Genomic DNA, 24,554 nt, shown 5'->3' on the forward strand with positions numbered 1-24,554 from the left:
GACCGCCGACAGCTTCTTCGGCTTCGCCGCCCTGTCCTCAATCCGCCTATGGATCAGGTTTGTCCACGTGACCTAGAAGCCACGGGAAATGTCCCGGCGCAGGGCAGGGCCGGGTTAAGCCGCGCCAGGCTCCTTTCCCTGGTGGCGGTGATCAGCGCCGCGATGATCTTCGGCCTCACCTACAGCCTTACCGCCCCGCTGGTCGCCCTCAACCTTTCCGAACGCGGCGTAGGGGAGACGATGATCGGCCTCAATGCCGCCATGCACGCCCTGGGCGTGCTGCTGGTGGCCCCCATCCTGCCGCGCCTGGCAGGGCGCTTCGGCGCGCGACCGTTGATCCTGTTCGCCCTGCTGCTGACGGCCGTGCTGTTGCTGCTTTTTCCCGCCTTCCCGTTGGTCTGGATGTGGTTCGTGCTGCGCATCGGCCTCGGCATCGGCGCGGAGATCCTTTTCGTGTTGACCGAAACCTGGGCGAGCGAACTCAGCGACGACAAAACGAGAGGTCGCATCATGGCCGCCTATACCGCGCTCCTTTCTCTCGGCTTCGCGGGTGGGCCCCTTATTCTGTCCTTCACCGGGCCGGACGGCCTGCTGCCCTTTGCGGTGGGCGCCGGCGTGGCGCTGCTGGCCCTGTTGCTGATGGTGCATCCGGGGGTGATCCAGCCGGCCATGCAGGCTCATGGCCATGGCAACCTGCTGCGCTTCATGCGGCTCGCGCCTGTGGCCATGTCCACCACGGCGCTGAACGCCGCCGTGGAAACGGCGGGCCTTTCCTTTCTGGCGCTTTACGCTGTCCGGCTGGGATGGGAGGAGCAGGCTGGAACGCAGCTCATCACCACCCTCATGCTGGGGGCCATCCTGCTGCAACTGCCGATCGGCTGGCTGTGCGACAAGGTGAACCGTCGCCGCCTGATGCTGGGGCTTGCCATGCTGTCCACGGCAGGGGCGCTGGCCTGGCCGCTGCTGCTGCGGGAGCCCTGGATCGCCTATCCCGCCCTGTTTCTTTGGGGAGGCGTGTTCGTTGGCATCTATACCACCATGCTGGCCATCATCGGCGCTCGGTTCCGCGGCACGGACCTTGTGGGGGTTTATGCCGCGATGGGCCTGTTCTGGGGGGCGGGCGCGTTGTTCGGCCCCAGCCTTGTGGGGGTGGCGCTTGATCTCACGACCCATGGCCTGCCGCTCCTGGTGGCCCTGGCCTGCGCGGGCTTCACCCTCTTTCTGCTGCGCTGGAAGGATACGCCCCGTTCCGAGGAGGACGTGCCATGATCCGCATCATGCTTCTTCTGCTGGGACATGAGGTGATCCAGCGCCGCTGGCTCGTGGTGCTGGCGAGCGGCGTGTTGTGGCTCGCCATGGGCCTCTTCATCTTCATCGATGCCCTGGACGGGCAGACGCTCATTCCTCCGCGCTTCTTTGGCTATTTCATTCTGCCCGAGGCCGCGTTGAGCATCCTGGCCGGGCTGGGCAGCCAGGGCACCGCGCGCCGCCTCAGGCTGGTGAAGGGGGTCGCGCTGCTTGGCGCCGCCCTGCTGATCCTGAGTTCCTCCTCGCGGGCCAATTTCATGCTCGCCCTGATCCTGGGGCTTGGGTTCACGATCGACGGGGCCGTGCGTATCGCCAGCGCCCATGTTGTGCGCTTTCCGGGCTGGCGCGCCGCTCTGGCGGGGGGCGTGCTGGAAATCCTGCTCGCCATCGCGACGCTGCAGCCCTGGCCGACCTGGTATGCCGGCACGGTGGGATGCAATGTCGGGCTGATCATGGCGGTGACGGGCCTGGGGATCGCCCACCTCGCCTGGCGGATCCGGCGGCTGCCGCCCGGCGCGCCCATCTCCACCCTGTTCTTGCGCAACGCGCTGGCCCAGGCGCTGATGCCGTTGCCCGAAGCCCGCGGGCAAAGCCGCGCGGGCGAGTTGGTGGTCCATGTCTGGACGCCGACGGGCACAACCAACACGCCGCTGCGCCAGCGCGCCGTCAACCGTTACATCGCGGCCGTGGACGCGAACGGCACCATCTCGACGGGCCATGCGGCATTGGCCGTGGCGCCCGATATCTATATCAGCCACTACCCCGCCGTGGAGATCGACCGCTCCAGCTCCGACTTCACGCGGGTGCTCCGGGCGACGCGGGACAACGATGTCCCGGGCCGCTTCCTGCCGAGCTATGAGGAGGAGGCGGCAGGCTGGTGCCCTTCCACCGTGCAGGTGGCGTTTCAACATTTCAACCGCGAGCGGCTCCATGCCTTCTGGGCGAACTACCGGAGCGACCCCACCTACAACCTGACCAGCCGGAACTGCTCCAGCGCCGTTGCCAATGCGCTGGATGCGGCACTGGAGGGCGCGTTCAACGGCAAGCGCTGGCCGGTGCTTTCGGTCCTCGGCGCCATCACCAATCCCGAGCTGTGGGCGGCCGGGCTGATCCGCCAGCGTGCCGAAAGCATGGCCTGGACGCCCGGCCTGGTGCTTGACTATGCCCGCGCCATGAGCGCGGTGATCCATCCGCCCGAAACGGTGTGGCGCCGCCTGGTGCAGCGCCGGGGCAGCGCAACATGAGGAATCCGGCGCGAATGCTGCGTGCCCTCCTGCCATGCGGCCTCCTGATCGCCGGGATGGCTCCGGCCGCGGCCGAGGAAGCCTTTTTCGGACAGGAAAGGGCCGGCTTCGAGTTGAACCTCGGAGCCGGCCCGTTCTTCTCGCCCGCCTATCCCGGCAGTGGCAGCATGCGGGGCCAGCCTTTCCCCCACATCAATGGCGGTTATGGCGAGTGGCTGGACTTCGATGTGCTGGATGGTGTCCGGATCGCGGCGTTGCAGGCCCACGGCCTGTCCCTGGGGCCGATCCTGCGGTTGCGCGACGGGCGCGATGCCGCGGATGCCCGTCGTGACCTGACGGGGCTGCGCAGCTTTTCCGAGACGGTCGAGGGGGGTGTCTTTCTTGCCTACGAGGCCGGCCCGCTCTATGCCGATGTCAGCCTGACGCAGGATCTGGCGCAAAGCCATGGCGGAGCAGCCATGGAGGCCCGGCTTCTTCTTTCCGTTCCCGTTGGCCGCGTTGCCTTCACCGCTGGCCCCGAATTGCGCGTGGTGACGCGCCAATATGCGCAATCCTTCTACGGCGTCACCGAAGCCGAGGCTGCGCGCACCCCTTACGCCGCGCATCGCGCAGGCGGCGGGCTGGAGCGCGTCGGCGGGCTTGCCGCCATGCAATGGCGCCTGTCCGCGCGGTGGGATCTGCAGGGCTATGTGGAATATGCCCGCCTGTTGGGCTCGTCCGCGGACTCGCCGCTGGTAAGAAGCCCCGGCGGCTCACCAGACCAGATCCAGGCCGGCCTGTTCCTGTCCTACCGCCTGTTCTGAACGCCGGCAGGGATTCAACAGGGCTTCCGGCCAGCATCGGCAACGTTCCACATCGACCAATGGCGGTTCTTTCCGGCTAAGGCGGATTGTTCGCGGGCCGAAAATACAACTTTGCAGCGGCCACGGGTCAGGCCAGTCTGAGCAATAATCCGGCGCGGACACCAGATCCGGGACCGCCCATCTGCACGACGAGGATCGCGCCAGAACCGCTTCTTACCCAACAGGAGACGGCATCGATGGCTTCCATGCTTCCTGCCCGCCTTGGCATGCCCCTTCGCCGCCAGGCCGCCCGCCTGCTGCTTCAGGCTGCGGCCTGCGCCCTGGTGCTACAGGCCGCCGCAACGGCCAGTCCGGCGGCCGCGCAAGGGGAAAGGGTGCTGCGCTACGCCGCCTCCGCCGAACCCCGCACGCTGGACCCTGTGGTCAACTGGCTGTCGATCACGCACCAGCACGGCTATCTGGTCTACGACACGCTCTTCTCGCTTGATGCCGCGCTCAAGCCACAACCGCAGATGGTGGGCGATGTCGAGAAGATCGTGACGGGCGCGGGCGTGCGCTGGCTGATGACGCTGCGCCCTGGCCTCGCCTTTCATGATGGCCGGCCGGTTGCCGCCAATGACGTCATCGCCTCCATCCAGCGCTGGGCGAAACGCGATGTCAGCGGCCGGAAGCTGGTCGAACTGGGCATGGCCCTGGAGGTGGTGGACGAGAAGCGGTTCGCCGTCTCGCTGCCGGTCGACACGCCGCTTCTGATCGAATCCTTCGCGAAACCCACCGCCGCCGCCCTGTTCATCATGCGCGCGGAGGATGCGGCCACCGATCCGATGACCCCCGTCAAGGAAATCATCGGCTCCGGCCCGTTCCGCTTCGACCGGGCAGCCTACCGGCCGGGTGACCGCATGGTTTATCGCCGCAACACCAGTTATCAGCCGCGCCAGGAGCCACCCAGCAACTTCGCCGGCGGCAAGGTGGCGAAGATCGATCGTCTGGAATGGCTGGTGCTGCCGGATTCCGCCTCGGCTGTTGCGGCGCTGCAAAGTGGCGAGCTCGATATCTACGAGACACCGCCGCTCGATCTGCTGCCGGTGCTGGCACGGAACAGCAATGTGCGTGTGGCCGTGCACGGAAAGCAAGGGCAGCTTGGCTTCCTGCGGCCCAACCACACCCAGCCCCCCTTTGACAAGCCGGAAGCCCGGCGGGCGCTGGCGCTGCTGACCGACCAGCGTGAGTTCATGGCCATAACGGCAGGTAGCGAAGGCCAGTACTGGCGGGAATGCTACAGCTTCCTGGCCTGCGGTGGGCTCAATGAAAACCAGGCCGGCAGCGAGTGGATGCGCGGCGCCAGGATCGAGGAAGCGAAGCGCCTGTTCCGGCAGGCGGGCTATGCGGGCCAGCCCATCGTCGTCATCGCTCCGGGAGACAACGAGATCATCAAGGGTTTCGGCACCCTGGCGGCGGAGCGGATGCGTGCCGCGGGGCTTACCGTTGACCTGCAATACATGGACTTCGCCACCATGATGTCCCGCCGCAACCGCCGGGAAGCGCCGCAGGCCGGCGGCTGGAACATCTTCCCCATGTGGTCCTACGGGTTCGAGCTGGACAACCCGATCGCCAATGTTGCGCTCAGCACGAACTGCACGAATGCCTCCTATGCGGGCTGGGCCTGCTCGCCGCGCATCGAGGAGCTGAAGAACGCATGGGCGCGCGAAAGTGACCCCAGCAAGCGCGGGGCGCTGATCGCCGACCTGCAGCAGGAAGCGGCCGCGCTGGTGCCCATCATTCCGGTCGGCCAGTTCTTCGCGCCCATCGCCTACCGCACCGATGTCGCGAATTTCCTGGAAACGCCCGTGCCGGTCTTCTGGAATGTCGAAAAGCGGTGACCTTCTGCCTTTCTGGCCGAGGATCATGATGTTGAGGGCAATGATGGGATGCCGGCGCTGCCGGACCGGTCGCGGCGGCGTTTCATGGGATAATGGCTGGCGTGGGACCAACCGCTGATGGAGGAAGCATGAAGCTGGACGGACGCATCGCGGTCATCACAGGCGGCGGCTCGGGCATCGGGGCCGCGACGGCGCGGCTTTTCGCGCGCGAAGGCGCCAGGGTCTGCGTGGTGGACCGGGATGCTGATGCCGCCGAGGCCCTGGTGGCGGAGATCGGCGCCGCCGGCGGCATCGCCATGGCGCGTGTTTCCGATGTCGGCGCCCCGGGCACGGCGGAGGCCGACGCCGCCGCGGTGCTGGCCGCCTGGGGCCGCATCGATGTGCTGGTCTGCGCCGCCGGCTTTTCCTCGGGCGGCACCGTGCTCAGCATCACGCCCGACACCTGGGAAGCCGTGCTCAACGCCAATCTCGGCGGCACCTGGCTTTGGGCGCGGGCCGCGATTCCGGCGATGCAGAAGCAGGGCGGCGGGGCGATCGTCACCCTGGCCTCGCAGCTTGCGCGGGCGGGCGGGCGCAACAACGCGGCCTATATCGCCGCCAAGGGCGCCATCCTCAGCCTCACCAAGACCATGGCACTGGACTTTGTGGCCGATGGCATCCGGGTGAATGCGATCCTGCCCGGCGCCATCGACACGCCGCTGCTGGCGCGCAGCTTCGCCCGCCACCCCGAACCCGCCACGCCGCGTGAGGCTTCCCGCATGCGGCACCCGATGGCCCGCTTCGGCCGGGCGGAGGAGGTGGCGGAGGCCGCCCTTTATCTTGCCAGTGACGCGGCCAGCTTCACCACCGGCATCGAACTGCCCGTCGATGGGGGTTGGCTGGCCGGCTGAAGGACGGCTGCCTGCGGACACAACATCATGGCCCCCCGTCCGGCGGCAACCGCCTCCCTGCGGCATGGAGACCGTGGAACTCTGACATCGGGGTGGAACTCAGGCCGCTGAACCGTCGTGGGATGGCATGACGCGCCGCAACCAGGCGCCGGCCTGCGCGAATGCGCGGTCCGCCGCGCTCACATGGCCGGCCGCGCGCAGGAAGCCATGCACCGTGCCGGCAAAGAATGCTTCCGTCACCGCCACCCCGGCCTCACGCAGCCGCGCCGCCATGGCGTGGTTCTCGCTCGCCAGCACGTCCAGCTCGGTCAGGGTCATGTGCACCGGTGGCAGGCCACGCAGATCCGCGCGCAACGGGGCGGCGAAGGGGCCGTAGCGATCTGCCTGCTGCGGTGCGTAGCAGTCCCAGTAGAAGCGCATCCGCTCCCGCGTCAGGCCGTATCCTTCGGCGAATTCGCCATAGGAGGGGGTATCGAACCGGCAATCGTAAACGCCGTAATTCAGCAGCAATCCACGCAATGCGATCTCCGGCGCCTGCTCGCGCAGCAGCAGCGCGGCGCCAAGCGCGAGGTTCGCCCCCGCCGAATCCCCGCCCAACACCACCCGTTGCGGGTCAAGTCCCCATTCCGCCCCACATGCGGCCAGCTGCCGCACGACGCCGGCGCACTCCTCCAGTGCCTGCGGGAAGACCGCCTCGGGGCTCAGGGCATAGTCCGGCCCAAGCACGGCGCAGCCCGAGGCCACCGCATATTCGCGCATGGTCCGGTCATGCGTGTCGATGCTGTTCCAGACCCAGCCGCCGCCATGCAGGTAAACCAGAACCGGCAGCGGCCCAGCGGCGGCGGTCGGCCGGTGCAGGCGGCAGGCCACCCGCCGGCCGCGTACCGGCAGCCAAAGGTCGCGGCTTTCCGCCATTTCCGGCCCGCCCCCGAGGGTGAGGTTCAACGCGTCATTGGTGGCCCGGGCGGTGTCGAAGGGGCGTTCCAGGCGGATCGGCGGGAAGTCCCGCGCGCGGGCCTCCATCATCGCCTGAAAGGCGGCCATCTCCGGGGCCATGCGGGGTTTCGCGGGGGCGTCGGTCATATGCGGGCCTTTCCAGCTGCTGCTGCCGGCCATTGAACCCTGATCCGTGGCCGGCGCCAACGCGGCGCGCGGCGATCTGGTGCAGTTGCGGCGGGGCGCGAGCAAGGCGCCGGCCGCTGGCGGCCTGAAGCGGGAGTGAGGCCAAGGGCCAGCGGTCCTGCAAGCGCAGCCTGGAAAAACAACTGCATCAGGGTGTAAGGAGAAGCAGCCAACCGTCTCCTCTCCGCGAACGACACGAGAGGAACAAGGCCAGGATCTGGCCGCAATGACGAGGAAGCATGCCATGGCAAAGAACACGGTCTGCCTCTGGTACGACAAGGACGCCGAGGCGGCTGCCCGCTTCTATTCAGGCCTCTTTCCCGACAGCATGGTCAGTGCCGTGCGCCATGCGCCCAGCGATTTCCCGTCCGGAAAAGAAGGCGACGTGTTGACGGTGGAGTTCACCGTCATGGGCATTCCCTGCCTTGGCCTGAACGGCGGGCCCGCGTTCAAGCACAATGAAGCCTTTTCGTTCCAGATCGCCACGGACGATCAGGAGGAGACTGATCGATACTGGAACGCCATTATCGGCAATGGCGGGCAGGAAAGCGCATGCGGCTGGTGCAGGGACCGGTGGGGGATATCCTGGCAAATCACTCCGCGCGCACTGACGGATGCACTGGCGGCCGGCGGGGGCGAGGCCAGGCGCGCCTTCGAGGCCATGATGACCATGAAGAAAATAGACATCGCGGCAATCGAGGCGGCCCGGCGCGGCTGACGCCCCATCCCATGGTCCGGCCCGTTGGCGGGATCACCCCGGCCCTGCTGCGCCGGCGCGGCATGGATGCCGGGCAGCAGGCAATGGACTGGGACATGGTGGCCATCGCGGCTCAGGGCAGGGCCACGCTCATTCCCCCATCTGCCATGGCGATCGCGCCAACCATGTAGCTCGCCCGGTTCGAGGCCAGGAAGGCGATGACCTCGGCGATCTCGCCGGGCTCGGCCGCGCGCCGGATGGGAGCGTTCTTGCCATGCTCCGCCAGGAAGGCGCGGCCATCCTCAAGCGTGTGGTTCAGGATGTTTGTCACGACGTCGCCGGAGCCAACAGCGTTGACGCGGATACCGTGCTCGATGCCCTCAAGAGCGAGGACCCGCGTCAGCTGCGCCAGGGCGCCCTTGGAAGCCGCGTAGGCGGCGATCGTCGGGAAGGCCTGGAAGCATGCATAGGAGCCGACATTGACAATGGCGCCGCGGCCTGCCGGAACCATGGTCCGCATGGCCTCGCGGGCATGCAGAAACGCGCCTGTGGCATTGACGGCGAAGACGCTTTCCCATTCCTCCAGGCTCATGTCCAGGACACGCTTGTTGATGATGATCCCCGCATTGTTCACGAGGATGTCCAAGCGGCCGAAAGCTTCAATGGCGAGCGCGACGGCGCGCCGCGCGGCATCTTCCTGCGTCACATCGCCGACAAGCGGCTCAATCCCGGGTCGGCGCAGTTCGTTCACTCGCGAATTCCGGTCCTCCGCGATCACCGAGGCGCCGCGGGCATGCAGGAGCTCGGCCGTGGCGCGCCCGATGCCGCTGGCCGCGCCGGTCACAATGGCAACCTTGCCGGAAAATTCCTCTGTCTTGCTGTTCTGCATGGTCATGCTGACCTCCTTCATTGGGTCCAGCGCAGATAGGTCGGTCCTCAGGCTGCCAGAATGCCCCGAACGACGAATGGGCTGTTCGCCTGGAAGGGTATAATTCCTCAGCGCCTGGCCGCGCTGCGCAAGGCCGCGATAAAGGCATTGACCGCCGGGGAACGGTGCCGGTGCCGGGCGTAATAAAGCGCGAAGCCTGGAAATTCGGCCGTATAGGGCAGCAGAAGGGGAATGAGGCGGCCCGCGCCGATATGAGGCTGCACCTCGCTTTCCACCCAGAGCGCAATGCCGGCCCCGGCGATGGCGGCATCAATGGTCGCGCGCTGGTCGTTGAAGATCAGCGGGCCGGAAACCGGCACCGAGAACCATGCATCGTCCTCGTAGAACTCCCAGTTGTAGAGCGCATCGTGGCCAGGCCAGCGGAAGCAGATGCAGCGGTGGCCCAGAAGGTCACGCGGATGCTTGGGCTCGCCATGGTGTTCAAGATAGGCGGGCGCAGCGACGGCGATCTGGCGCATGGGCGGCTGCAAAGGGACGGCGATGACGTCCTGGTCCAGCAATTCGCCGAGCCGGATGCCGACATCGAACCGGCCCGAAACAATGTCGGCGCCCGCATCGTCGATCTCGACTTCGATGCTGATCCGGGGGTGGCGTTCAACAAACCCCGGCAACATGGTCCGCAGGACCGTCTCATAGCCCAGCCGCTGCGCGTGAACCCGGACGGCACCAGCCGCCTCGCCACCCGCATCAACGGCTTCGCGGAGCGCGGATTCGATCTCCGCCGAGGCGACGCCGAAACGGGTCGCGAGGCGCTCGCCGGCAGGGGTCGGACTGACGCTCCGCGTGGTTCTGTGGAGGAGCTGGATGCCGAGACGCGCTTCGAACCTGCGAATGGCTTCACTCAGCGCCGATCGGGACATACGCAGCTTGCGCGCGGCGGCGACAAAGCTCCCCTGCTCGATGATGCATCGCAATGCCTGGAGATCGGCATAGTCTCGTTCGGTCATGGAAGTGCCACCAGCTGTGCCGCCGGGTTATGGGGGCTGTTTACCCTACGGCTGAGGTTCCACGTTCCGGCCTGCAAGATCAATCCGCAGGCCGAAGCCTGGCTTCTCAGATCATGTCAGGAACGCTGAATGCGGACATTGCTGGCATACGAAATGCCGGGCCGGAAGGGTTGCCGGATCTGGATGCCGCGGGTCTCCGCCCTCAGCGCCGGAGGCGACCCGCGCGGGACTTTTTCCGTGCCTTGGATAGCGGCTCCGTTGAGGCGATAACGATGGGCCTAGCGGCCGGGATCCCATCCTTCCCGGCATAACGCTGGAGCGTCGCGCCGGCAGCGAGGTGCGGGTAGGCCTGGGCGCCGTCCGACCAGGCCCTGGCGAAAGCGGCAACTTCGGCATGGTCATGCTTGCGGATGGTCTGGACAAGGATGGACGCCGCCTGCGCCGGCCGCATTCGCTGCCGACGCAGCAATTGGAGATGCCATTCGCGGGCACGCAGGGGGCACCAGTCCACCAAGGCTTCCTGCAAGGCCCGGCGCACCTCGACCGGCAGTTCTTCATAGGCACGGTAGGGATCACCCCTGAGCTTGCTGTAGGGCTTGGTCGCCATGCTGTTGTCCATGCCGGCCTTCTACCGAAGGAACGGCCACAGGGGAACCGTGGCCTCAGGCCATATCGCTCACGCCGCCGTTGCGATGGCTGTCAGGTCAACCAGTTGTTTCGCCACAGCATCCGGCTGCTCCTGCTGCACCCAGTGCCCCGCGCCCGGGATCAGGTGCAGGCCGCGAAAATCGGCGCAGGCCTCCTCCTGCATCCGCGTCAGCGCAAAGGGGATCTGGTGGATGCCCCAGTCGCTGGCACCGGCGATGAAGACGGTCGGAACCTCGATTCGCCTGCCGCTGAACAGGGTGAGATCGGCAGCGTTCGCTCCGCCTGTGCCGCAACGGTAGGATTGCAGCCCGCCGGCAAAGCCGGTGCGGGCATATTCGGCGACATAAACAGCCAACTCGGCATCCGTGAGCCACGGTGCCTCGGTGGCGGGCATGTATGGGGCCACCGCCTCTGGCATCGTCGCGTGCAGGGGCATGATGTAGTAGTCGGGCATCTTCGCCAGCTCCTCCGCCGTCCAACCGGTCAGCGGGAATGGCTTGTTGCCGGGCCAGTCGGCACTCTTGTGGTGGTAATAGGCGCGCAGAAAGGCATGCAGCCCCTGTTCGGGACGATCCATATCCCCTGCTGCGCGGCGCTCGGCGTAATACCACTGGTAGTGCTTGCGCGGCTCAGCGAGGCCGGCAAGGTCGGGGCCTATGTCCCGCACGGAGGACACCCCGAAGCGTGGAGGCCCGGCGAAGGGCGCGCTCATGAGTGCCAGGCGCCGGAAGACGTCCGGGCGAATCAGCGCGCACCAGGCCGCGACCGGGGAGCCGTAGTCATGGCCCACCAGCGCATGGACCTCCCGCAAACCCAAGGTTTGTACCAGGGCCAGTTGATCACGCACCATGTTCAGCATCTGGAACGGCGCCAGCGGCTCGTCATAGCCTGCGCTCCATCCCGTGGTGCGCCCATATCCCCGGAGATCAGGGGCAATGACGTGGAAACCGGCACTAGCCAGGGCCGGCATCACCTTGCGCCACGAGAAGGCAAGTTCGGGAAAGCCATGCAGCAGCAACACGGCAGGCTGTCCGGCCTCACCGGCTTCCAGCAGGTGCACAGAAAGCCCGTTTATCCCGGGCAGGATGCGGCTGCGAATGCCAGTGGGCAGCAAGGCAGGATCGAAAGGCGTCACGCTGCATAATCTCCTTCGCTGGAACTGGAACGGCCTTGCAACTCTGCCACGGCCAAGCAGCGGCGCTCCAATGGCTTCTCCGCCTCGCTCCGATGTGGCTTTCAGCGCCAGGGGAAGCTTTGCCGGGTATTCCATCGGCTGGCCCATCCCGGACGGAAGGAACCCGCTCAATGCTCCTGCCACCGGTTATGCTGATCTGATGCACCGCAAAGTGCGGCTCCTACGAAAACCGCATAGATCTGCGTCCAAAAAGCGAGAATCGTGAACGCTGCAATACCGACTTTTCCACTAAAAAAGCACATCGAACCGTGGGGATATGGCGGCATTGGCCACCCATCAGCCCGGAAGCGGATGCTCAGAAGCACGGAGCCAAGCTGACCATAATCATTATCGGACTGATTGACCAACCGGCGCAACGCAGCCTTCTGCGCGCGGCGTTTCTTGGCGCTGCCGGTCCATCCAGCACATGCGGTCCTACCTTGCCGCGTCGTGGCGGCCAGGCTTCACACGTCATCTGAACCCAATCCGCAAAGCACAGAAAGCCCACCATGGACGAATCGATGATCTTCAGTATTGTCCTCGGCGCCGTTCTGGCCGGCTTCGTGCAAGGTCTTTCCGGCTTCGCCTTCGGGCTCGTGGCGATGTCGGTCTGGGCCTGGACACTGGAGCCGCAGCTTGCCGCCATGCTGGCGCTTTCCGGCGCGCTGACGGGGCAGGTCGCCGCGGCCCTCACGGTCCGGCGGGGCTTCGATCTCGTCCAGCTCGCCCCGTTCGTCTTCGGGGGGCTGGCCGGTATCCCGTTGGGCATTGTCATCCTGCCCCTCCTCGATATTCAGCTGTTCCGGGCCTTGCTCGGCTTCCTGCTGGTTGTCTGGTGCCCGTTCATGCTGCTCGTCCCCAACCTGCCCCCTGTCACCTTCGGCGGCAGGGCCGCCAACGGCATCGCCGGTCTGCTCGGCGGCATCCTCAGCGGCCTGGGAGGCTTCTCCGGTATGTTCCCAACGCTCTGGTGCACCCTGCGGCGGATGAACAAGGACACGCAGCGCAGCATCATCCAGAATTTCAACCTGACCATGCTGAGTTGCGCGATGGCGGCGCATGCAGCGTCGGGCTCCATCACGCGGGACATGCTGCCGGCGATCGCCCTCGCCGCCGCCGCGATGCTTGTTCCGTCACTGATCGGGGCGCGCGTCTATATAGGCATCAGCGAGTTGACCTTCCGGAAGGTCGTGCTAGGGCTGCTGACCGCCTCAGGCGTGATGCTGCTCGCGTCCTCGCTTCCGAAGCTGCTCACCGGCGGAGGCGTGATCCTTCCTGCCTGAAGGGTCGAATTGGGCGGCTTCCCACATCCCGGTGGCAGGATGCCCCCATGCCGGTAAAGCGCAGGCTCCTCCATGTTCCTGCCCCCACCGGGGATGAGGCTGTCACTGCGATATGTGCCGTTGTCCGGCGCATCCCCAAAGGATGGGTCGCGACCTACGGGCAGGTGGCCGCCATGGCGGGCCTTCCTCGGCGGGCGCGCCTGGTGGGGCGGGTGCTTCAGCGCCTCGATCCGTCGGCGGCAATCCCGTGGCATCGCGTGGTGAATGCGAAGGGTGAGGTGTCGTGCAGCCTGTCCCGCAACGGCAGCGACGCCCTCCAGCGTCGCCTGCTTGAAAGCGAAGGCGTCGAGTTCGATGACAAGAATCGCTTCGACCTGGAGCGGTTCCGATGGCTGGATTGAAAAGACAGGCGACATCTCCGGCCGCATAAAAACACGGCAGAACGAAGATGCGGGGGGGCTTTGCCTTTATCCTGCCCAATGGTTGCCGCTGGTCAGGACAAGCTTCGGGCTTGGCCCAGCGGTGACCGGCCGCGTGCCGCGGCTGTTTCGAATAACGGCGCCGGCCGGGGGCGGCCACAACGACCATAAGGATGGCCAGCGCCGCGAAGAACAATGGCGGGCTTCTCGCCCTTTGTCTGCGAGCGTCCATTGCGGGCGCCGGAACTGATGGCGCAGGCGCAGTCCGGCCATGGCATCGTGCCGTCAGATCTGGCGCGGGCACTGGCAGTACCCTTTGAAATTCAGCCATTCAGGCGCTTTGACCAATCCTCGACGGTTCCCGAGGCCAGCCGGCGTTCGGCGAGCATGCGCCAACCCTGCGCCAGCTCTGGCAACCGAGCCATCGCGGCAAGGGCATCGCGATTTCCCGTATCCTTGTAGAGCAGCCGGTTGAGGCGGGAGAGCGGCCAATCGGGCTGCGGGCGCTCGATGAGCAGCAATGCATTTCCCATCTCGGCTGTTCCTTCCTCCAGAACCCGCCAATACCATCCGGTTCTCCCGCTATGCTGCAAGGCGCGCGCCATTCCCCGGTGCCCGAAGCGGAGGCCGAGTTTGAAGCAGGGCTGGCGTCCCTGGCTCACCTGCAGGAGCGATGTTCCGAAGCGGACGATGTCGCCGATGCAGATATTGCCTTCTGTCCAGCCTGAAGCCGAAAGGTTCTCACCGAATGCGCCCGGCTTCGCCAGCAACGGGTGATCGCCGATCTCTGCGGCCCAGGTGGCGTAGTGCTCGAACGGATACTGGTGGAGCGCCTTCTCGGGACCGCCATGATGCCTGAGGTCGCCTTGCGCGTCGCCAGCGATCCCCGCGCGACTTATCCGCCAGGGACCTGGAACGGGATGCTTGTCGATGCCACTCGGTACCCCGCCGGGGCCAAGGGGTGCGACTTGGCCAGTGAGCACGACGGGCTGCGCAGATCCGATCATGGCACCCCTGCTGCCGGCGCCACGCAGATGCCTCTGGCACAGCCATCCGTTTGACCTGCCTGCCCTGCCGCGGCGGCTGCCTTCTGGACGGGCAGTGAGCCGGCGAGGACCCCGGGTGCAGGATCATCGACCTGGCCGAAATGATGCTCGATCATCTGGGCTTCGTGGTCGATGACGACCATGGCCGGCGTGCCCCACATCCCAATGCGCACCATGGCGGCAGGCAGCGTGCCTCCCGTTTCCGGCTTGTCGATGCCGATCGGCAGGGTCCGGCGATGGGGTGGCGGGTGCTGGTTCCGCGATCCCCATGTGCTCCAGCGGCGTGGGAAAGCCGCGCGGCCAGGATCATTGGCCACATGGTGGCCTCGGCGCGGGGACGTTGCGGGCATAGACCGCTGGCGCGGCTCTGGCATGGCAACTCCGGACATCCTCCTCACCGCCCGCATCCCGGCCAACCTTGCTTTCCGCACGGCACTGCCTGATGGCGGAATCTGGCGCTCTGCGGGCTATTCCAGATATTGTGCGCCATCCACGGTGTGGTCCACCCATGCCCTGTCCATAAGGCGCCTCCGCCGATGTGGCGCACCGCCCTGACCGCACGACTTGGGATCGCGTTGCCTCTGGTCCAGGCGGGCAACCTCGCGGCGGACGATTTTTCCCTGGTCAACATCAAGGCGCCGGTCACCGCGGCTCCGGTGCTGCCGCCGGCCGCCGAAACTCCGGTTGTGCCGCCGGACAGTTACCGGTTGAGATCCATATCCACGGCCAAGCTTCCGATCGCTGCGCGTCGGATTTCATGGTGCCTCAGCGCTCGCGCAGGCGCCAAAGCGATGTTGTCTCCTGAAGCCGCGCGGCGTGCAGCGGGTCGTTGGTGTCGAAGGCTTTGCCATGTTGTGGCCGGGCATCGAGCCGACCGATGACTGTCAGCCCGGCTGTCTCGATCATGCCCAATAGTTGGTCGCGGCTGCGCAGGCCGAGATGTTCCGCAAGGTCGGAAAGGATCAGCCAGCCTTCTCCGCCCGGCAAAAGATGCGCCGCCAATCCGCCCAGGAAGCCGCGCAGCATGCGGCTGTCAGGATCATACACCGCCTGTTCAAGCGTTGAGGAAGCCTTGCCTGGCAACCAGGGCGGATTGCAGACCGCCAGGGCGGCGCGCCCCGGCGGGAACAGGTCGGCCTCTCGGACAACGACCTGTTCGGACAGGCCCAGCCGCTCAACATTGGCGCGTGCACACGCCAGGGCTCTCGGCGACAGGTCAGAGGCCAGGATTTTCGATAGGCTGCGCCGGGCCAGCACGGCTGCCAGCACGCCAGTGCCAGTGCCAATGTCGAAGGCGATCTCCCCCTCCGGCAATGGCGCACGCGCAACCAGGTCGAGGTATTCACCCCGAATCGGCGAGAACACGCCGAAGTCCGGATGGATTGTCGCACCACCCAGAGCCGCGATGGGCACGCCCTTGCGGTGCCATTCATAGGCACCCACCATGCCCTGCAACTCGCGCAGCGATATCACGGCGTCGCCTTCTGGTACGCCAAGCGCGTGATGCAAGGCCGCACGCACATCCGGGGCGCGCCGCAAAGGGATCGTCTGCCCGGCATCGAGCGGGATCAGCACCATGCCCAGGATGCGCGCGCGGAGCGCCTGGCCTTGCCGATAGCGGTTGAAGCGCTCGCGCATGGGCATGTCATCGGGCAGGCGGCTGCGTGCCGCGCGCTTGTCGAGGCGTCGCGCCAGCGCTTGGAGCAGTTGCCGGGCATTCTGGAAATCGCCGCACCACAGCAATCCGACGCCCTCGCACGCCAGACGGAAAGCATCGTCAGCGCGCATGGTGTCATCGACGGCTTGGACGCGGCGGGGAGGAAGGGTCCCCGACCCAGACAGCCAAGCGGCCTCACGGTTGGCGGCGCCTTCGGTCCATTCCAGGCGTGGTGCGCTCATGGGCGGTGCATTGCGCGTAAGGAGATAAAGGGGAGCATCGGCAGCCTCTCTCACGGGGAGGACCGTCTTTAACCTGATCCGCCGAATGTCACAGCGGGCCACAGCCTTGTACCGGGTTGTTGCTTCCGAAAGCTTCGGTGGCAGGCTTCTTCGATCCAGCGGTCAATGCCGGGAACAGGCGCGGAACCGCCAGTCAGGCACTTTCCCAAGCCACATCGGAGGCGGAGATGATCGAATAGAACAAAAGGCGAGGTCCGGGGCCTGCTTGACGCCCTTGCCATGCTGCATCGCTCGACGGACCGCCGCTGTCGTTGTGGCGCTTCCATGGTGCCCCCCCAGAACGCGTCCTTCCATTCGGGCTGGAGGGCTGCACCATCAAACATCTAACGGCTTCGCACCTCCGCCAGATGGTCGAAGCGGTGCACGTAGTTCCCCAGTCCCTGGGTCTGCGACCGCAACTCGATGATGAAGTCCCCGAGTTCGGAAGCGGGCACCAGCGCCTGAACCTCGTCCCAGCCCTCCCAGTCGTCCTTCGCGGCGAAACCCAGGATCTGTCCGCGCCGGCCTGTCAGCAGGCGCTGCACCGTGGGGGTGAAGTCGGCCGGTGCCGAGACGGCGACCTCGTCCACCGGTTCCAGGAGGATCGGGCCAGCCGCCGCCAGACCCTCCTGCATGGCCATGCGGGTGGCCGTCGCGAAGGCCATGTCGCTGCTGTCCACTGAGTGGAAGCCGCCATCCAGCAGCACCACCGCGATATCCACCACGGGCTGGCCCAGCGGCCCCTTTCGGGTGGCGTCTTCCGCCGCCTGGGCAATGGCCGGGATGAAGCGCTTGGGCACAGCCCCGCCCACCACCTTCTCGTCGAAGTGGAAGCCGGCGCCTCGGGGACGGGGCGCGATCTGCAGCTTCACGTCGGCGAACTGGCCATGGCCGCCGGTCTGCCGCTTCAGCCTGGATTGCTGCACCACGGAATGGCGGATGGTCTCGCGAAAAGCCACCGCAGGCCGGGCCGTGCGCAGCTTGACACCCGACAGGACGGCCAGTCGGTCCAGGGCGGCGCGGAGATGAATCTCGCCCTGGCCCTTCAGGAGGGTTGTGCCGCTTTCGGGGTCCTGGGCCACAATCAGCGCTGGGTCCTCCTCGGCCAGCCGCTGCAGGCCGGTGGACAGGCGCACCTCGTCATTGCGGTCTTCCGGCGCGATGCTCAAGGCGAAGGTTGGCGGCGGCGGCTCGGGGAAGGGGAGCGGAGGCCCGCCCAGCACGGCCCCGGCACGGACGCCCTCCAGCCGCCCGAGGGCCACGAGATCGCCGGTCTCGGCCTGCCGCACCTTCTCGGCCTCGCCGGCGGGAAAGCGATAGATCCCGCCAATGCGTTGCCCATCCAGCGTCGCGCCATCCTCCAGTGGACCGCGCCAGAGCCGCACAAAGGACAGCCGCCCGGCATGGCCGGCCTGAAGCGTCCGGAAGACCTGGGCAAGCGGCGCACCCTCCTGCGGTATCCCGCGCCGTGCCGCGGTCTCGGCCGCCGACGGAACGTCGTGCCGCAGCGTCTTCCAGAGACGCTGAATGCCGTTGCCGCACTCAGCCGCGCCGAGCAGCACGCTGACCACGGTGCCGCTGCCTTCGCCCTGATGCAGCGGCCGGTAGATCTCGGCCGGCTCGGGCGCCAGATCCTCCAGCACCTTCTCCAGCAGCGCGTCGTCCTGGTCGGCCAGCACCTCGAGGAGCTCCTCGCGCGCCTCGTCCTTCGGGGCCCGCATGGGATCGGGCAGCTCGACCCGCTCGGACGGCTCGCCACGGCGATAGCGATAGGCGCGCTGGCTCACCAGGTCGACATAGCCGGTGACCGCCTCCCCCTCCTGGATCGGGATCTGCCGGAGGACGAGCTTGCGCCGGGATTGTTCCCGCAGGGCCGCGAGGCATTCCCGAAGCGGCCCGGCCAGCGTGTCGATCTTGTTGATGAAGACGATGGCGGGCGTTCCTGATTCCTCGATCCGGCGGAACAGCGGCATGAGGCTTCCGCGGCGCGCTGGTGTCGTGTCGCAGACCACCACGGCCAGATCGGCAACGGCGAGCGCACGCTCGGCATCGTGGGAGAACTCGATCGCGCCGGGGCAATCCAGGATGGCCCAGGCGGCATCCGCCATCCGGCAATGCGCGATCCGCAGTTCCGTGCCCGGCCCGCGCGGCGCGTTGCGGCGCACCGGAGAGGTGCCCGCAGCGGCGAGGAGCGCCTCGAACAAGGCCGACTTGCCGCTTCCCTGCGGGCCCAGGAGGGCGATGGAGCGGGGGGATGCGGGTGTGGGCACATCGCCAGGCAGGTCTGGCATCGGACGTCCTCCCGACTTGCTTCTTGCTTCTGTTGAACGCGTGGGCTCCCGCATCATGCAGCAAGATGCCGGAAAAGCATTACCTCGCTCTGCTGACCCTGGCAGCAGAGGCTAACCTGATGATCCGGGACATCCAAATGGCCTGCGGCGACCCTTCAAGGCTCGCAGCCGCTCCGGCGTCCGCCGCGCAGGCATTGGCAGGAAGCCGACTTTGCCGCCGGACGAGGAACTCCTGTCAAGCCCTCATCCGGCATCCCAAGGCGGTCCGTGCGCCTTAGACGGGCTCACCGAGCGCTGAGCGGCCTTCTATCAGGCCATGGCCGAGGAAGTGCAGAAGTGGATTGACGCCGGCCTCCGCAACATCCGAGTAGCGGGCCAGGTAGCCCTCCGTGTCGAATCCAGCCGACGGATCGCGGCCTTCCGCCCAGCCTGAAAGGACGTAGTGGATGAGCGGGTTGATACCGGCCGCCATCACATCCGCATAATTGTCGAGGTAGTGGCTGGAGTCGAAATAGGCGTTCGGATCACGTTGCTCCTGCCATCCGAACTGCAGCCAGTGCAAAAGGGGATCGGCTCCCGCTGCCACGACATCCGGATTGGCAAGCAGGTAGTATGTCGGGTCGAAGCCGTCGCGCAGGGCCGCGCCGTCCACCACGGGCGTCGCGGCACGGCCCTCGGCCTGGCCGACTGACAGCCAGTGGCGCAACGGGTTCATGCCCGCCGCCGCGACATCGGGGTTGAAGTGCAGGTAAAGGGAGCTGTCGAAAGCGGCCGATGGATCGTGGCCCAGCTTCCAGCCCTCGGCATCGTAATAGCTCAGCGGGTTGATCCCGGCCTCGCGAAGCCAGGCGTGATTGGCCAGATAGGCCTTCGTGCTGAACCAGGCATTGGGGTCGCGCCCCTCCTGCCAGCCATGGGCGTCGTAATGGGCGTCGGCCGCAAGCCCGGCGGCGAAGACATCACCGTTCTGCTGCGCATAGAAGACGGAGCGCACCAGGACATCCTCGCCCACCACCACGGTACCGTCGCGGAATTGCAGCGTCGGGATGCCGGTGATGGTGTCGCGGCTCGAAGCGCCGAGCAGGATGATGCTGGGGCCGCTGGCCAGCTCGACATAGTCGGCGATACCATGCAGCAGCTTCAGCCTATCCGCCCCGCCGCCGCCTTCGGTGATGTTGGTGCCCCGGCCCGGCGCGAAGACCGTCGCCGCACCGTCGCCGCGGAAGATGTCGTTGCCGTCTCCGCCATGGATGGTGCCGATCGTGGTCGCATCGTCGATCGTGACGGCCACGCCGCCGATGTTCAGCATGCGTTGCGCGAGGTCCAGCTGCACGGCGCCGGTCACGGCGGCGGCGTTCACGATGGTGGCGCCGGAGGCCTCGGCGAGCGTCTGCCGCGCGCTGCTTGCCTCCGCCATCTCGCGGAAATCGTCGGTGTAGATGATCTCCCGGCGGCTATGGCCTGCGGCGCCGGTGACGGAAAGCTCGGCGCTCAGCAGGCTCTCATTCACTGAGCTGTCGCGGTTGACGCTCATCACCGCGAGTTCCCAGATGCCGCCGCCCTTCTCGCCCCAGAAGCCGGGGGTGGCCAGAACGAAGCCGCCTTCAGGCCATGGCTCGCCGCGCGTCCGCTCGGCCAGGTTCAGGAGCCGGATCCGGCTGCCTTCCGGCGAAATGAGCTCCATCAACAGGTTGGCGGAGTCGACCGTCTCGAAATCGACCTTCAGCTGAACGTGCTCAATGGTCACGTCCTCGCCGATGACGAACGGGATCGAGGTCGCGGAGAAGGGTTCAAGCTGCACCGGGCCCGGCAGCGCTTCCCCGCTTTCCAGCTCGAGCATCTCCGCCGCCGTCCGGGCCTCCCGCCCGCGGTAGCTTTCGGCAAGCCGCACCGCCGCGTGGGCATCCACCATGCCGAAGCCGTAATCCCGGCTGAACCGGCTGCCGCCGCCATTCCAGTCCCCGGAGGCGGTGGTTGTCCAGTTCGTCGCCGCCGGATCGGTCACGCGGGCCGACTTGGCCAGGATCTCCTGCACGTCGCGGTAGCCGAGACCGGGGTTGGCTTCCAGCATCAGGGCCACGACGCCGGAAACGAAGGGCGTCGCGGCGGAGGTGCCGTTGAAGCTGAAGGTATAGTCACCGGCGGCTCCGGATGCCTTGTTGTAGCCATCGGCACCGGTCCGGTCCGTGGTGACGATGCCGTTGCCGGGCCGCGAGGCGGCCTGGTTCGTCTGGGCACCGCCCGGCGCGGAGATCAGCAGGTCCGCGCCTGGCGTGCTGTAACCAGTGATGACGCCATTGTTCTGCACGGCGCCGACATTGATGACGTAGGGGACGTTGTGCTGCAGTTCCAGCCCGCCATCCTCCCCCTCGGCGCGGCTGTTGCCGTTGGCGAAGATGACGATGCTGCCGAGGCCGTGGCGGCCCTGCCGCGCCAGATCCTCGACCTCGTCATAGATGCCGCCGGCAAAGGGCACCGTCGCGCCCCAGCTGTTGTTCACGATGTCCATGCGGTCGGCCAGCGCGTGGCGGAACGCGATCTCGAACTGGTCGTTGCGCACGGCGAAGGAGAGATCCGCGCCGAAACCGACATGATAGGCCCCCAGCGTGGCACCGGGCGCCACGCCGACGCCGCCTATGGCGTTGGCTTCCGCGGCGATGATGCCGGCCACGGCAGTGCCGTGGTTTTCCTCCGGGTCGATCGGGCCGCCGCCGGGCCGGTCCTGCGCCGCGTCCCATACGGCATCCGGGTCGATCCGGCCGGCCAGGTCGGGGTGATCGAGCTGGACCCCGGAATCGATGACGCCGACCCGGATGCCCGCGCCCGTATAGTCACGCCAGACCGGGAGGACGTTGATGTCGATGCCCGGGCCGCCATAGGCCTGCCCCGTGTTCAGCAGGCCCCACTGGTGTCGGAACAAGGGGTCGGCAGGCGTGGCGTTCATGGTCATTGGCAGCCCTTCCTCGCAGGATCGCGAGGATTAGTGATATGTTGGGCAGCCGTAATCAACCTTAAGTTTTAAGACTTTCGTTACGCATGATCGTTTCAGATTACTTTCGGCTTGTCGCCGACCCCCTGCTGCCTTGGCACAGCAGGCTTGTCCGCCTCAGGCACGCAGGACGGCAGCATTGGGCGATCTGGTGGCGAAGCGTAGATGAAATTCCTGCGCCCAAGCAATCCCTTGGTTTCTTTTGAGGGCCGAGCGCTCGTAATGCGCGATCATTAAGAAAACGGTAGCACCCGCCCCGCCATATGCCTGGGTTTCGCACAGGATGGGCAGGCATAATCTCATGAACCCGGGCATGATTGGCTTCCCGTTCCCCCGCTCCGAAAGGCCGCGCCGGGCGGCACGGGCGCGGCTTCTCTGCTCTGTGGCGTGCACCCCCTTGCTGCTGCTGGCGCAGGCCGCCTGGGCGCAGCCTGCCTGGCAGAAGACGCGCACCGGCACGAAGGGCAATGACGGCGTGTCCCATTGGATCGGCGCGAATGACCCTGCCCAGCCAGGCGGCCCCGGCGATGGCATCGGCGCGGCGCTGCCCGACGGCACCGGCCTGATCCCGTCCACCGGAATGGCCATCGAGATCGGTTCGACGGGCGGCAAGGGTGGCTCGGGCGACGTCACCAATTTCGTCATGGACCTCGCCCATGTATCCGGGGCCGCGGGCGGGCGGGGTGGCGACATCGCGCTGCGGCTCGGCGGCTCCACGCTCGGCCAGGGCGATCAGCCATCCGGCTCGGCCGTTGTGCGGCTCTATTCGACCGGCGGGCTCGGCGGCGGCGGGCTGTGGAATGTGGGCAAGGGCGGCGATGCGGGCGAAGTCCGGCTGAACCTGCAAGGCCTCGTCGGCGCCGGCGGTTCCGCCCTGGCCGGCATCATGGCCAGCGCCAATGGCGGTGCGGTCGGAACCGGCGGCACGGAGCAGGACGTCGCCGAAAGCCGGGGCGGCGGCGCGGGTGGGACGGTGATCCTCGACATTGGCGCCCCCGCCCGGATCCAGACCAGCGGGGCGAGTGCCCCCGCCCTTGTCGCGGAATCGCGCGGCGGCCAGGGCGGCAACCGTGGCCCCGGCACCTTCTATTCCCAGCCTTTCACGACCCCGGGTGGCCAGGGCGGCACGGTCACCGTCACCAGCGCCGGCACGCTCAACACCGGCGGCGAGGGCGCGGCCGGCATCCTGGCGCAGAGCGTGGGCGGCGGCGGCGGCAACCAGCCCGATGCCGGCGGCAGGCCAGGGGCGCGCGGCGGCGATGCGGGCCTCGTTTCCGTTAACCAGTCGGGGCAGATCGTCACCACCGGCGCCTATTCCTCCGGCATCATCGGCCAGTCCATCGGCGGCGGCGGCGGCAAGGGCGGAGACAGCTCCTTCATGGGCGGCGGCAAGGGCGGCGCCGCGGGCGCCGCCGGCGCGGTCGAGATCGGCAATACGGGCCGGATCGCGACGGGCGGGCAGGGCTCGGCCGGCATCGTGGCGCAAAGCATCTCCGGCGGCAACGCGGCGGGCGCCTTTCAGGCCTTCCGCCCCTCCGGCACCTTCACGGGCGGCGGCGGCGATGGCGGGCGCGGCCTCGGCTTCTTCTTCGTCTCGGGCGGCGAAGGCGGCAAGGGCGGGAGCGCGGGGGCTGTCACGGTCGGGAATGAGGGCGAGATCCGCACCGGGGGGGATGATGCCTATGGCATCCTGGCGCAAAGCGTCGGCGGCGGCGGGGGGCGCGGCGGCGAGGCCCGCTCGCTTTCGCCGCTGATCTCCTATGCGCTGGGCGGCGGCGGCGGCGGCGGCGGCGATGGCGGCAGCGTCACCGTGAACAGCCACGCCCCTTCGGCCAGCATCGTCACCGACGGCGAGGCGGCGGCCGCGATCCTGGCGCAAAGCATCGGCGGGGGTGGCGGCGCCGGCGGCAACGCCATGGCGGCGAGCCTTTCCCCGGTTCTCTCGAAATCGGTGGCCATCGGCGGCGCGGGCGCCGTTGCCGGGGATGGCGGCAAGGTCACGGTGGACAGTGCCGCCGGCCTCACCACCCTCGGTGCCAATGCTGCGGCGCTGCAGGCACAGAGCATCGGCGGCGGCGGTGGCAATGGCGGCAGCGCGGGCGCCTATGCGATCAGCGTCCCCATGGCCTATGTCGACCTGCCCTCGCTGGCCTTCTCGCGCGCCATCGGCGGCTCCTTCGGTGCCGGCGGGCATGGCGGCGAAGTCGAAGTCATCAACCGCGGCGGCATCCTGACCGAGGGCATGAAATCCGCCGGCATCCAGGCCCTCAGCATCGGCGGCGGCGGCGGCACGGGCGGCGATGCCACGGCCTACAGCTTTGCCACCTCAAGCCCCGGCATGCCGGCCATCTCCTCCAGCGAGGCCATTGGCGGCGGGGCGGGCGGCACGCCCGGCGACCGGACCGGCGGTGGCCCGGGCGGCGGCGTCACCGTCAACAACACGGGCGGCATTGTCACGCGCGGCGCCGGTTCCTTCGGCGTGCAGGCCATGAGCGTCGGCGGCGGCGGCGGTGTCGGCGGCGGCGGCTATTCGACCAGCGACGCCATCAGCGTGACGCGCAACATCCTCGCCTCCAGCGCCGTCGGCGGGGCCGGCGGCGGCGGCGGAACCGGCGGCAAGGTCAGCGTGACCAGCAGCGGCAGCGTGGAAACCTTTGGCCAGTTCTCCACCGCGCTTTCGGCCATGAGCGTGGGCGGCGGCGGCGGGCATGGCGGCACCGGCGACACGGCGGCCTCGGTCGGCGTGTCCTGGGACCCGACCCTGTCGAAATGGGTCGGCAAGCTGCCGCTGGCGGATTCCATCACCGTCACCGCCGGCCTTGGCGGCAGCGGCGGCGGCGGCGGCGCGGGTGGCGAGGTGGCGCTGAAGAACCTCGGCACCGCAGCGACCGGCGGCACGAACTCCGTGGCCCTGTCGGCGATCAGC

19 protein-coding genes are annotated in these 24,554 nt (G+C 67.5%); 9 read left to right on the plus strand and 10 right to left on the minus strand.

Annotated features, from left to right (window positions below; all coding sequences use genetic code 11):
* The first annotated feature begins 141 nt into the window (after positions 1–141).
* The 5 genes from F0Q34_RS19730 to F0Q34_RS19750 all read left to right on the plus strand — a co-directional run bounded on the left by F0Q34_RS19730 (position 142) and on the right by F0Q34_RS19750 (position 6,125).
* Complete coding sequence (locus F0Q34_RS19730; RefSeq protein ID WP_241665596.1) at positions 142–1,269, plus strand: MFS transporter; 1,128 nt, start codon at positions 142–144, stop codon at positions 1,267–1,269.
* Positions 1,266–2,552 (plus strand): HdeD family acid-resistance protein, encoded by a 1,287-nt coding sequence (locus F0Q34_RS19735; protein ID WP_149814045.1) that lies wholly within the window; start codon positions 1,266–1,268, stop codon positions 2,550–2,552. Before F0Q34_RS19730 ends, F0Q34_RS19735 begins: the two co-directional genes overlap by 4 nt.
* A 14-nt stretch (positions 2,553–2,566) precedes the next feature.
* Entirely contained in the window at positions 2,567–3,355 is a 789-nt protein-coding gene (locus tag F0Q34_RS19740; protein ID WP_161600962.1) for a MipA/OmpV family protein, read from the plus strand.
* 236 nt (positions 3,356–3,591) lie between these two features.
* Positions 3,592–5,235 (plus strand): ABC transporter substrate-binding protein, encoded by a 1,644-nt coding sequence (locus F0Q34_RS19745; RefSeq protein ID WP_149814047.1) that lies wholly within the window; start codon positions 3,592–3,594, stop codon positions 5,233–5,235.
* Positions 5,236–5,363: 128 nt separating this feature from the next.
* Positions 5,364–6,125 (plus strand): SDR family oxidoreductase, encoded by a 762-nt coding sequence (locus F0Q34_RS19750; RefSeq protein ID WP_149814048.1) that lies wholly within the window; start codon positions 5,364–5,366, stop codon positions 6,123–6,125.
* A gap of 99 nt (positions 6,126–6,224) precedes the next feature.
* Here F0Q34_RS19750 and F0Q34_RS19755 read toward each other — a convergent pair whose 3' ends face one another.
* Positions 6,225–7,208, minus strand: a complete 984-nt coding sequence (locus F0Q34_RS19755; RefSeq protein ID WP_149814049.1) for an alpha/beta hydrolase fold domain-containing protein — start codon at positions 7,206–7,208, stop codon at positions 6,225–6,227.
* Between the two features lie 283 nt (positions 7,209–7,491).
* Here F0Q34_RS19755 and F0Q34_RS19760 point away from each other — a divergent pair, with 283 nt between their 5' ends.
* Entirely contained in the window at positions 7,492–7,965 is a 474-nt protein-coding gene (locus tag F0Q34_RS19760; protein WP_149814050.1) for a VOC family protein, read from the plus strand.
* A 112-nt stretch (positions 7,966–8,077) separates the two neighbouring features.
* Here F0Q34_RS19760 and F0Q34_RS19765 read toward each other — a convergent pair whose 3' ends face one another.
* The 4 genes from F0Q34_RS19765 to F0Q34_RS19780 all read right to left on the minus strand — a co-directional run bounded on the left by F0Q34_RS19765 (position 8,078) and on the right by F0Q34_RS19780 (position 11,623).
* Positions 8,078–8,839: an SDR family NAD(P)-dependent oxidoreductase gene (locus tag F0Q34_RS19765; protein WP_149814051.1), complete on the minus strand. Its 762-nt coding sequence runs from the start codon at positions 8,837–8,839 to the stop codon at positions 8,078–8,080.
* Positions 8,840–8,940: 101 nt separating this feature from the next.
* Positions 8,941–9,840 (minus strand): LysR family transcriptional regulator, encoded by a 900-nt coding sequence (locus F0Q34_RS19770; protein WP_149814052.1) that lies wholly within the window; start codon positions 9,838–9,840, stop codon positions 8,941–8,943.
* A gap of 202 nt (positions 9,841–10,042) precedes the next feature.
* Positions 10,043–10,459, minus strand: coding sequence for a DUF6525 family protein (locus F0Q34_RS19775; protein WP_149814053.1), 417 nt, complete (start codon positions 10,457–10,459; stop codon positions 10,043–10,045).
* Between the two features lie 57 nt (positions 10,460–10,516).
* On the minus strand, positions 10,517–11,623 hold the full coding sequence (locus F0Q34_RS19780; protein WP_206668103.1) for an alpha/beta fold hydrolase: 1,107 nt from the start codon (positions 11,621–11,623) through the stop codon (positions 10,517–10,519).
* Positions 11,624–12,171: 548 nt separating this feature from the next.
* Here F0Q34_RS19780 and F0Q34_RS19785 point away from each other — a divergent pair.
* Positions 12,172–12,945, plus strand: a complete 774-nt coding sequence (locus tag F0Q34_RS19785; RefSeq protein ID WP_149814055.1) for a sulfite exporter TauE/SafE family protein — start codon at positions 12,172–12,174, stop codon at positions 12,943–12,945.
* Positions 12,946–12,992: 47 nt separating this feature from the next.
* Entirely contained in the window at positions 12,993–13,346 is a 354-nt protein-coding gene (locus F0Q34_RS19790) for an MGMT family protein (RefSeq protein ID WP_149814056.1), read from the plus strand.
* Positions 13,347–13,687: 341 nt separating this feature from the next.
* Here F0Q34_RS19790 and F0Q34_RS19795 read toward each other — a convergent pair whose 3' ends face one another.
* From F0Q34_RS19795 to F0Q34_RS19820, 5 genes are all read right to left on the minus strand, one after another.
* Positions 13,688–14,371, minus strand: coding sequence for an MOSC domain-containing protein (locus tag F0Q34_RS19795; RefSeq protein WP_149814057.1), 684 nt, complete (start codon positions 14,369–14,371; stop codon positions 13,688–13,690).
* Positions 14,368–14,553 carry a hypothetical protein gene (locus tag F0Q34_RS19800; protein WP_149814058.1) on the minus strand — a complete coding sequence of 62 codons (186 nt, stop codon included), beginning with the start codon at positions 14,551–14,553 and terminating at the stop codon, positions 14,368–14,370. The genes F0Q34_RS19795 and F0Q34_RS19800 overlap by 4 nt, the downstream gene beginning before the upstream one ends.
* Before the next feature lie 622 nt (positions 14,554–15,175).
* Positions 15,176–16,309: a methyltransferase gene (locus F0Q34_RS19805; RefSeq protein ID WP_149814059.1), complete on the minus strand. Its 1,134-nt coding sequence runs from the start codon at positions 16,307–16,309 to the stop codon at positions 15,176–15,178.
* A gap of 383 nt (positions 16,310–16,692) precedes the next feature.
* Positions 16,693–18,639: an elongation factor G gene (locus tag F0Q34_RS19815; RefSeq protein WP_149814063.1), complete on the minus strand. Its 1,947-nt coding sequence runs from the start codon at positions 18,637–18,639 to the stop codon at positions 16,693–16,695.
* Between the two features lie 274 nt (positions 18,640–18,913).
* Positions 18,914–21,589: a S8 family serine peptidase gene (locus tag F0Q34_RS19820; protein ID WP_149814065.1), complete on the minus strand. Its 2,676-nt coding sequence runs from the start codon at positions 21,587–21,589 to the stop codon at positions 18,914–18,916.
* Between the two features lie 421 nt (positions 21,590–22,010).
* Between F0Q34_RS19820 and F0Q34_RS19825 the strand changes: the two genes are divergently transcribed.
* Positions 22,011–24,554: hypothetical protein (locus tag F0Q34_RS19825; protein WP_206668104.1), on the plus strand; the 2,544-nt coding region annotated here is incomplete at its 3' end.

This window comes from Teichococcus oryzae (assembly GCF_008386565.1).
Classification (GTDB): Bacteria; Pseudomonadota; Alphaproteobacteria; order Acetobacterales; family Acetobacteraceae; genus Pseudoroseomonas; species Pseudoroseomonas oryzae.

What these genes read in the sequence shown, in the direction of transcription:
- F0Q34_RS19735 (WP_149814045.1), top strand. Translation starts at nt 1,266, where the DNA reads ATGATCCGCATCATGCTTCTTCTGCTGGGACATGAGGTGATCCAGCGC.
- F0Q34_RS19740 (WP_161600962.1), top strand. Translation starts at nt 2,567, where the DNA reads ATGCTGCGTGCCCTCCTGCCATGCGGCCTCCTGATCGCCGGGATGGCT.
- F0Q34_RS19745 (WP_149814047.1), top strand. Translation starts at nt 3,592, where the DNA reads ATGGCTTCCATGCTTCCTGCCCGCCTTGGCATGCCCCTTCGCCGCCAG.
- F0Q34_RS19750 (WP_149814048.1), top strand. Translation starts at nt 5,364, where the DNA reads ATGAAGCTGGACGGACGCATCGCGGTCATCACAGGCGGCGGCTCGGGC.
- F0Q34_RS19755 (WP_149814049.1), bottom strand. Translation starts at nt 7,208, where the DNA reads ATGACCGACGCCCCCGCGAAACCCCGCATGGCCCCGGAGATGGCCGCC.
- F0Q34_RS19760 (WP_149814050.1), top strand. Translation starts at nt 7,492, where the DNA reads ATGGCAAAGAACACGGTCTGCCTCTGGTACGACAAGGACGCCGAGGCG.
- F0Q34_RS19765 (WP_149814051.1), bottom strand. Translation starts at nt 8,839, where the DNA reads ATGACCATGCAGAACAGCAAGACAGAGGAATTTTCCGGCAAGGTTGCC.
- F0Q34_RS19770 (WP_149814052.1), bottom strand. Translation starts at nt 9,840, where the DNA reads ATGACCGAACGAGACTATGCCGATCTCCAGGCATTGCGATGCATCATC.
- F0Q34_RS19775 (WP_149814053.1), bottom strand. Translation starts at nt 10,459, where the DNA reads ATGGACAACAGCATGGCGACCAAGCCCTACAGCAAGCTCAGGGGTGAT.
- F0Q34_RS19785 (WP_149814055.1), top strand. Translation starts at nt 12,172, where the DNA reads ATGGACGAATCGATGATCTTCAGTATTGTCCTCGGCGCCGTTCTGGCC.
- F0Q34_RS19790 (WP_149814056.1), top strand. Translation starts at nt 12,993, where the DNA reads ATGCCGGTAAAGCGCAGGCTCCTCCATGTTCCTGCCCCCACCGGGGAT.
- F0Q34_RS19795 (WP_149814057.1), bottom strand. Translation starts at nt 14,371, where the DNA reads ATGATCGGATCTGCGCAGCCCGTCGTGCTCACTGGCCAAGTCGCACCC.
- F0Q34_RS19800 (WP_149814058.1), bottom strand. Translation starts at nt 14,553, where the DNA reads ATGGTCGTCATCGACCACGAAGCCCAGATGATCGAGCATCATTTCGGC.
- F0Q34_RS19805 (WP_149814059.1), bottom strand. Translation starts at nt 16,309, where the DNA reads ATGAGCGCACCACGCCTGGAATGGACCGAAGGCGCCGCCAACCGTGAG.
- F0Q34_RS19815 (WP_149814063.1), bottom strand. Translation starts at nt 18,639, where the DNA reads ATGCCAGACCTGCCTGGCGATGTGCCCACACCCGCATCCCCCCGCTCC.
- F0Q34_RS19820 (WP_149814065.1), bottom strand. Translation starts at nt 21,589, where the DNA reads ATGACCATGAACGCCACGCCTGCCGACCCCTTGTTCCGACACCAGTGG.